The 7,971-nt window shown below is 69.5% G+C and carries 10 protein-coding genes; 4 read left to right on the top strand and 6 right to left on the bottom strand.

Annotated elements, in window-relative coordinates; genetic code table 11:
• The coding region (locus AC30N0_RS16370; RefSeq protein ID WP_489518960.1) for a peroxidase family protein at positions 1-761 on the bottom strand (761 nt) is incomplete at its 3' end.
• A gap of 200 nt (positions 762-961) precedes the next feature.
• Here AC30N0_RS16370 and AC30N0_RS16365 point away from each other — a divergent pair.
• From AC30N0_RS16365 to AC30N0_RS16355, 3 genes are read left to right on the top strand one after another with little or no spacing between them, the layout of a single operon-like run.
• Entirely contained in the window at positions 962-1,978 is a 1,017-nt protein-coding gene (locus AC30N0_RS16365) for an AI-2E family transporter (RefSeq protein WP_489518959.1), read from the top strand.
• A gap of 11 nt (positions 1,979-1,989) precedes the next feature.
• Positions 1,990-2,373: a hypothetical protein gene (locus AC30N0_RS16360; RefSeq protein WP_489518958.1), complete on the top strand. Its 384-nt coding sequence runs from the start codon at positions 1,990-1,992 to the stop codon at positions 2,371-2,373.
• Positions 2,370-3,215, top strand: coding sequence for a PA4780 family RIO1-like protein kinase (locus tag AC30N0_RS16355; protein WP_489518957.1), 846 nt, complete (start codon positions 2,370-2,372; stop codon positions 3,213-3,215). The genes AC30N0_RS16360 and AC30N0_RS16355 overlap by 4 nt, the downstream gene beginning before the upstream one ends.
• Positions 3,216-3,896: 681 nt before the next feature.
• Here the strand turns inward: AC30N0_RS16355 and AC30N0_RS16350 are convergent.
• Complete coding sequence (locus AC30N0_RS16350) at positions 3,897-4,994, bottom strand: RNA methyltransferase (RefSeq protein ID WP_489518962.1); 1,098 nt, start codon at positions 4,992-4,994, stop codon at positions 3,897-3,899.
• 118 nt (positions 4,995-5,112) lie between these two features.
• On the opposite strand from AC30N0_RS16350, the gene AC30N0_RS16345 reads away from it, so the two are divergent.
• A complete protein-coding gene (locus tag AC30N0_RS16345; RefSeq protein ID WP_489518956.1) occupies positions 5,113-5,241 on the top strand; it encodes a hypothetical protein in 129 nt (42 codons plus the stop codon).
• 12 nt (positions 5,242-5,253) lie between these two features.
• On the opposite strand, the gene AC30N0_RS16340 is transcribed toward AC30N0_RS16345, so the two are convergent.
• From AC30N0_RS16340 to AC30N0_RS16325, 4 genes are all read right to left on the bottom strand, one after another.
• A complete protein-coding gene (locus AC30N0_RS16340; protein WP_489518955.1) occupies positions 5,254-6,246 on the bottom strand; it encodes an ABC transporter substrate-binding protein in 993 nt (330 codons plus the stop codon).
• A 40-nt stretch (positions 6,247-6,286) separates the two neighbouring features.
• Entirely contained in the window at positions 6,287-7,414 is a 1,128-nt protein-coding gene (locus AC30N0_RS16335; RefSeq protein ID WP_489518954.1) for an adenylate/guanylate cyclase domain-containing protein, read from the bottom strand.
• Positions 7,411-7,797: a response regulator gene (locus AC30N0_RS16330; RefSeq protein WP_489518953.1), complete on the bottom strand. Its 387-nt coding sequence runs from the start codon at positions 7,795-7,797 to the stop codon at positions 7,411-7,413. The genes AC30N0_RS16335 and AC30N0_RS16330 overlap by 4 nt, the downstream gene beginning before the upstream one ends.
• Positions 7,794-7,971, bottom strand: a 178-nt coding sequence (locus AC30N0_RS16325) for an ATP-binding protein (RefSeq protein WP_489518961.1), incomplete at its 5' end; no start/stop codon positions are given. The genes AC30N0_RS16325 and AC30N0_RS16330, both read right to left, overlap by 4 nt.

The raw sequence follows: 7,971 nt of genomic DNA, 5'->3' as shown, positions 1-7,971 counted from the left end.
CCCCCGGCTGTCAGAGCAACGGTTTCTTCGTCATTCATCGCCATGCGGGCAAATGTCTCGCGGATATCGCGAGCGGAGCCAAGCGGGTCAGGGTTTCCGTCCGGACCTTCGGGATTGACGTAGATCAAGCCCATCTGCACGGCTGCTAGCGGATTCTCAAGATCGCGTTCACCCGTGTAACGCTTGTTTCCGAGCCATTCGCCCTCGGATCCCCAATATACGTCTTCCTGTGGTTGCCATACATCGGCGCGTCCGCCACCGAAGCCAAACGTCTTAAAGCCCATCGTTTCCATCGCGACGTTGCCGGTCAGGACAAAAAGATCTGCCCACGAGAGCTTGCGGCCATATTTTTGCTTGATTGGCCAGAGTAGGCGACGGGCTTTGTCGAGGTTGCCGTTGTCGGGCCAGCTGTTTGTCGGAGCGAATCGCTGTTCGCCGTTTCCAGCTCCGCCGCGGCCATCGCCGATACGGTATGTTCCGGCCGCATGCCAGGTCATTCGGACAAAAAACGGTCCATAATGCCCGTAGTCGGCCGGCCACCAATCCTGCGAGTCGGTCATCAACGCGTGAAGGTCTGCCTTGAGCGCCGCGAAGTCGAGGCTCCCGAACGCTTCGGCGTAGTCGAACCCGGCGCCCATCGGATCGGACTTCGATGAGTGCTGGTAAAGCAAGTCGACACGGAGCTGGTCTGGCCACCAGTCGCGGTTCGTGGTGCCGCCGCCCGCGGTCTGGTGGAAGGGACATCTGGGTTCGGGGGTCATGACGATTCTCCGTGGTCGCCCGGCGCACGCCGGCATGCATTAGTTTCGACTATCGACACATCAGAACCAAATGACATTATCAATCGCTTCGATAGGTGACTCGCCGGATGCGCCCGAGCGAAAGTGACTGAGCCGTGTAGGCTCCAGCCGCCATGCACGTTCCCGACGCCGAAGGGGCGCCCGCCCGCAGTAACCTCCCCATGGCTGAAACCCTCGAGGAGCCGCCGGGCCGTTTCGTGCTCGCCGCCTGGCTGATCACGGGAGCGCTGCTCCTGCTGGTCCTGCGCTTCGACCTGCTCCCCGCGCTGCTCGCCGGCCTGCTGGTCTTCGAGCTGGTGCACGTGCTGACCCTGCGCCTGAGCATCGTGCGCGAGCGGCGCGCCAGGCTGGTCGCCATCGCGCTCCTCGCCACCGTGGTGGTCGGCCTGCTCAGCCTGGCGACGTTCGCATCGGTGCTGTTCTTCCGCAGCGAAACCGGCGGCTACGTGCAGCTGCTGCAGAAGGCGGCCGAGGTGATCCAGAGCTGGCGCGGCCTGCTTCCGGCGTGGCTCGTCATGTCCTTGCCGACCGATGCCGACGGCCTCCAGGGCACCATCCTGGCGTGGCTGAAGGTCCACCTGGCGGAAGTCCGCAGCTTCGGGCAGGAGGGGACGCGCATCCTGGTGCGCATCGTGATCGGCATGGTCATCGGTGCGCTCATTGCCCTGCGGCAGGCCGACCCACCGGTCGCCCACCGCCCGCTGGCCAGCGCGCTCGCCGGTCGGGCCACCCGCTTCGGCGAGGCCTTCCGGCGCGTCGTCTTCGCGCAGGTGCGGATCGCCGCCGTCAACGCCGCGCTGACCGCGCTGTATCTCGCGATCGTGTTGCCGCTGCTCGGCATCCAGTTGCCGCTGGTCAAGACCATGATCGTCGTGACCTTCGTCGCCGGCCTGATCCCGGTCTTCGGCAACCTGATCTCGAACGTCGTGGTGGTCGTCGTCAGCCTGAGCGTGTCGCCGTTCGTGGCGCTCGGCTCGCTGATCTACCTGGTCGTGATCCACAAGCTCGAATACTTCCTCAACGCCCGGCTCGTAGGCACCCAGATCCGGGCCCGATCGTGGGAGCTGCTGCTGGCGATGCTGCTCATGGAGGCCCTGTTCGGCATCGCCGGCCTGATCGCCGCACCGATCTACTACGCCTACCTCAAGGACGAGCTGTCCGGCGCGCGCCTCGTCTAGCTTCACTTTCCATGCACGATCACTACGACCACAACCAGACGCTCGTCCCGGAGTCCTTCCTGACCCTGCATTCCCGGCATGGCCGGGCGCTGCGCCCGCGCGCCGAGATCGAGGCCCGGCACGAGCTGTGCGAAGACGTCGCCCTGCACGCTGCCGCCTTTCTCGCTGCCCGCCACCACGACGGCGACGACATCGGCGAAGCCCTGCAGCGCTGCCACGACGGCCTGCGCGCCGACCCGGGCGCGTTCAGCGATGCGGAGGCGGCCTGGGTCGTCCGCCGCGTCGCCGAGCTGCAGGAGTGGCCCCAGCCCGCCTGGCTCGCCGATGGCGACGGCGCCGGCGACGTCGCCCGGGCCAGCCAAACCGCCGGCGCCGGTCGGCCGGGCCGGCCGTGAAAGCGCCGCAGCGCCTGCGTTCCCTGCTCGAGGAGGGCTTGATCGACTCGGTCGTGCGCCAGCTCATGAGCGGCAAGGAGGCGATGGTCTACGTCGTGCGCTGCGGCGAGGAGACCCGCTGCGCCAAGGTCTACAAGGAAGCGACCCAGCGCAGCTTCCGCCAGGCCGTCGACTACACCGAGAACCGCAAGGTCAAGAACACCCGGCAGGCGCGCGCCATGGCCAAGGGCACGCGCTTCGGCCGCGAGGCGCAGGAGGCGGCGTGGCAGAGCGCCGAGGTCGACGCGCTCTACCGGCTCGCCGCCGCCGGCGTGCGCGTGCCGAAGCCGCTCAACTTCCACGACGGCGTGCTGCTGATGGAGCTGGTGGTCGACGCCGCCGGCGATGCGGCGCCGCGCCTCAACGACGTGACCTTCAACGCCGACGAGGCGCGTGCGCACCACGCCACCCTGATGCGCGAGGTGGTGCGCATGCTCTGCGCCGGCGTCGTCCATGGCGACCTGTCGGAGTTCAACATCCTGCTCGCCGCCGACGGCCCGGTGATCATCGACCTGCCGCAGGCCGTCGACGCGGCCGGCAACAACCACGCGCAGCGCATGCTGCTGCGCGACGTCGGCAACCTGCGCGACTTCTTCGGGCGCTTCGCCCCGGAGCTGCTCGCGACCCGGTACGGGGCCGAGATCTGGGCCCTCTACACCCGCGGCGTGCTGCAGCCCGACACGCCGCTCACCGGCCGGTTCGATGACAGGCAGGGGCCCGTCGACGTCGCCGGCGTGCTGCGCGTGGTGGGCGATGCGCGTGACGAAGAGGCGGCGCGGCTGCTGCGGATGCGCGGGGGCTGAAGCCCGGCGCAGCACACGAACGTCAGCGTCGTGGTGCCTACCCGAGGACTTCGACGATGAGGCCGGGCACAAGACGCAGGGTCGCGCTTTTCCTTCGCACTGGCCTGGGGTGCCGCCGCTGGCGCGGTGTTCGGCGGCACAACCGGAGCCGCGTTTCCCGACACGCCGGTGCCGGGCGCCGTCGCCGGCGTCATCAACGGCGTCGCCATCGTCGGCGATCTTCGGGATCGAGATCTTTCTGTCGCCCACGCGCCTCGGTCATGCGCTCGAGCGCATGCCCTTCCTCTTCAACTTTCGCAGTGAAGTCGGTCGTCTAAGCCAGTGCGATCACGCTGGTGGTCGGAGGCGGCCTGGGCTGGCGAGCGCTCGCAGCCTACGCATGGCTCGGGCCCGAGCTCTCCGCGGCCGTCTCCGAGCACATCGCGACGCCGGTCGTGCCGCGGATGGCGCGCACCTTCCTGCTCGTCGTTCTGGCGATCCTCGTCCTCCAGGTGGGCCGGCTGGGTCGGGGAACGGGCCCTGCGCGACATCGTGCTCGGCCGCTGCCACCGTTCCCGCATGGAGGAGCGGTTCTTCCTGTTCATCGACGTCATCGGCTCGACGCGCCTTGCCGAACAGATCGGTCCGAATGCGATCCATCGCTTCCTCGGCGAAGTGCGGCCGCGCCGCACCGATCCACCTCTACGCGATCGAGTCCGGGCCCGACACCGATCGACCACCGACCCGGCAGCCGGACTGAGACGACGCCTGGAGCGCGACGATCTCGATCCGCTGGCGCTCGCTGCCGTCATGGCGCGCGCGCAGCTGCCCGCATCCGGCCTGCACGTCCTGCCCCGCCGACCAGCGCAGCTTGGTGAGGATGCCGCGCCGGTGCAGCTCGCGGGCCATCGCGCGCGACTTCTCGGCCGTCGGTCGGGCCAGGGCCAGGCCGTCGACGGCGTTGTACGGAATCAGGTTCAGCACCGCGAGCCGGCCGGCGAGCAGGCGCACCAGGCCCTCGATCTCGCCAGCGTGGTCATTGACGCCGTCGAGCAGCGTCCACTGCACCTGCACCGGGTATCCGGTGGCTCGCGCATAGGCCTCGCCGAGGCCGACCAGCTCGTCGGGCGCGATCGCCGGCGCGCGCGGCAGCAGGCGGGCACGCAGGGCGGGATCGGTGCTGTGCAGGGACAGGGCCAACGCCGGCTTCACCCGGCCGCGCGGCAAGCGTTCGAACACGCGCCGGTCGCCCACGGTCGAGAACACCATCTCCTTGTGGCCGATGCCGCCGCCGGTGCCGAGCAGGTCGATCGCTTCCAGCACGGCGTCGAGGTTGTGCGCCGGCTCGCCCATGCCCATGAAGACGACCTTGCGCACCGGCCGCAGGCGACGTGCGAGCGCGACCTGGGCGACGATCTCGGCGCTGCCGAGCTGGCGCTCGAGGCCGCCGATGCCGGTCATGCAGAACACGCAGCCGACGGCGCAGCCGACCTGGCTAGACACGCAAAGGCCGCCGCGCGGCAGCAGCACGGCCTCGACAGAGCGGCCGTCGACGAGGCCGACGAGGAGGCGTCGCGAGCCGTCGACGCCGGCGTGGTCGGCGCGCAGGGTGGCCAGGGCGCGCAGCTCGACCTCGAGCGCCGGCAGGGCGGCGCGGAGCGCGCGCGGCAGGAAGTCCTCGGGGCGCCGGGGTCCGTGCGCCTGCGGCTCGGCGCGCGACCACTGCCGGAGCACGCGTTCCTCGTGCACGGGCAGGGCGCCGAGCTCGCGCAGGCGCTGCCGCAATGCGGAGACGTGCAGGGTCGCCATGGCCGGGCAGTATGCCCGCCGCCGCACGCGGCGTGCAGCATGTCCCACTGCTGCGGTTTTCATGCGCACGGGGTGTCGCGCAGAGCGACGCCGCCCTTATCGTCGCCGCATGAACCCGTTTTCGGAATCTTCCCTGCAGGACCCCGGCGAAGGCCCGAGCTTCCTGTCTCTCCTCGGCCTCACCTGCGTCCTCCTGACGGCAGGGATCGGCTTCGCGGTGCTTCTCGCCGTGGCATAGCTTCGAAGCGATTCAGCCGATCGTTCGGTCGGCCCGTGCAGCGATCGACGGCGGCACCCTGATGCCCAGGGCTCTCACGCTGTTCATGTTGATCACGAGCTCGAAACGACTCGCCTGCTCGATGGGCATGTCTGCGGGTTTGCTGCCCCGGAGGATCGCCTCGACGAAGCGGGCTCCCTGGCGGTAGAGGTCGTTCGACCGGCCGTAGCCGATCGTGCCGCCCGCTTCGGCCAAGCCCACGCTTCCGATCGAAGGCCAGCCCTGCTGCGACGACAGCGCAGCGATCTCTCTCGAGTTCACCTCGTTGAAGAGGGTGTCGTCCTGAACGACGATGGCCTGCACGCCCGCCCGCGCCAGGGCCGCGACCGCTGTCGGGAACTCGGACGTTGCCTTGACGGCCTGGTGCACGAGCGTCACCTTCATCTGCCGCGCGGCGGCGTCCATCTCGGCCCGGGCCGGTCCGAAGCTCGAGTTCGCCGGATTGACGAGCACGCCGACCCTCGCGACGGGCTTCTGCAGCTCCTTCAGCAGCTCGAGGCGCTTGGCCATGATCTCGGGACCGAAGGAAGTCGAGCCGGTGACGTTGCCTCCGGGGCGGGCGAGCGTCTTGGCGTAGCCCATCGCGACCAGGTCACTGCTGGTCGCAGGGATCACGATCGGTATGCTGCGCGTCGCCGACCACGCCGCGGTCAGCGCCTTGATCCCGAAGGCGACGATGACGTCGACCCTGGCGGCGACGAGCTCCGCGGCAAGAGCGGCGAGCCTGTCGTAGTGCCCTTCGGCCGATCGCATCTCGATCCTGATGGTTCTGCCGTCGATGAGCCCCAGATCCATCAGACCGGCACGGAAGGCAGCGACCCGCGTGGCCTGGAGCGACACCGACTCCGCCAGCAAGAGCCCGACGCGTGGCAGACCGGCGCCCGCAAGTTGTGCCATCGCGACCGTTGCGCCGGTGGCCGGCACGAGGGTCAGGCCGGTCGCCAGGATCTGACGGCGGGTAGGCATAGGAGGTACACCTTTCCGGGTAACACGGGACGACCTGAATCTACACGCCGTTCGTGACCCGAAACGCCGGTACCGGCCGGTGGAAGCCCTTCAGCGCCAGCTCGCCCGCCGGCTCGCAGCGGAACTCGAGGTCGTCGAGCAGCGCGCGGACGCGCTGCGAGACCAGGATCTCGCCGCCGCTCGCCTCGCCGCACAGCCGCGCCGACAGGTTGGTGACGGTGCCGATCGCGCCGTAGTCGATGCGCCCCGGAAAGCCGATGCCGCCGATGGTCGCGAAGCCCTGGGCGACGCCGACGCCCATCGTGAGTGCGTGGCCGCGCCGCTTCCAGCCGTCGGCCAGGCGCCCGATCGCCTGCTGCATCTCGAGCGCCATGCGCACGGCGCGCGGCGACGGGTCGGCGACCGGCACCGGGTCGTTGAAGAAGACCATGATGCCGTCGCCGGTGAAGCGCTCGAGCGTGGCCTCGTGCTGCAGGACCAGCGCGCCGATCGCGGCGTGGTACTCGCCGAGCACGCCCATCACGTCCTCGGGGTCGGCGGTCTCGGTGAAGGCGGTGAAGCCGCGCAGGTCGAGGAAGACCACGGTGATCTCGCGCCGGTGGCTGCGCAGCGGATCGTCGGCGCCGCCGGCGACGATCAGCTCGGCGAGCTGCGGCGAGAAGAAGCGCTTGAGCCGGCTCACCTTTTCGAGCTGCTCCACCCCGGCGGCGACCCGCGCCTCGAGGGTGCGGTTGAGCTCGGCCAGCTCGCTGCGCTGCTGCCGCAGCTCGTCGTAGAGCGACTTGATGCGCAGCAGCGAGCGGACGCGGGCCAGCAGCTCGGCCTGGCTGACCGGCTTGCTGAGGAAGTCGTCGGCACCGGCGTCGAGCCCCTTCGCGCGCTCCTCCGCCGGGTCGAGCGCGGTGACCAGGACGATGGGCAGCATCGCGTGCTGCGGGTCGGCGCGAACCGTGCGGCAGACCTCGTAGCCGCTCATGCCCGGCATCATGACGTCGAGGAGGACCAGGTCGGGCCCGTCGGCGGCGATGACTGCGAGCGCCTCGGCACCCGAGGTCGCGGTGCAGGTGCGGTAGCCCTTGGCCCCGAGCAGGTCGGCGAGCAGCTTGACGTTCAGCGCGACGTCGTCGACGACGAGGATCTTCGCCGCAGCCGCAGCCGTGCCGCTCATGGGCCGGGTGCCGCTCGCCCTTGCGCCAGGAAGCGGGTCACGGTGTCGAGGAACTGCTTGAGGTTGATCGGCTTGGTCACGAAGGCGTCGAAGCCCGAGCGGACGATCTTCTGCTGGTCGTCGGGCATCACCGACGCCGACACCGCGATCACGGCGACGCCGTCGAGCACAGGGTCCTCGCGGATGCGGCGCAGCGCCTCGATGCCGTCGATGTCGGGCAGCTGGATGTCCATCAGGATCAGCGCCGGGCGCTGCTCGAGCGCGAGGCGGACGCCTTCGCTGCCGGTCTGGGCCTCGATCGTCGCGTGACCGTTGTGGCGCAGGATGTCGCGCACGAGCTTCATGTTCTTCTCGTTGTCCTCGACGATCAGGATCGTGCTCATACGGCCTCCATCACGCGCTCCGGAAGGATAAACGCGAAGGTCGAGCCCCGCCCGGGCTCGCTCTCGACGCGCATCGTGCCGCCGTGCAGCTCGACGAAGCGCTTGGCGAGCGCCAGGCCGAGGCCCGTGCCCTCGGACTTCCTCAGGTAGTCGCCCCCGGCCTGGCGGAACTCC

Origin of the sequence: Rhizobacter sp., assembly GCF_031412495.1 — a bacterium.
In the GTDB taxonomy this organism is placed as follows: Bacteria; Pseudomonadota; Gammaproteobacteria; order Burkholderiales; family Burkholderiaceae_C; genus Schlegelella_A.
This window is presented reverse-complemented; position numbering and strand designations above follow the sequence as displayed.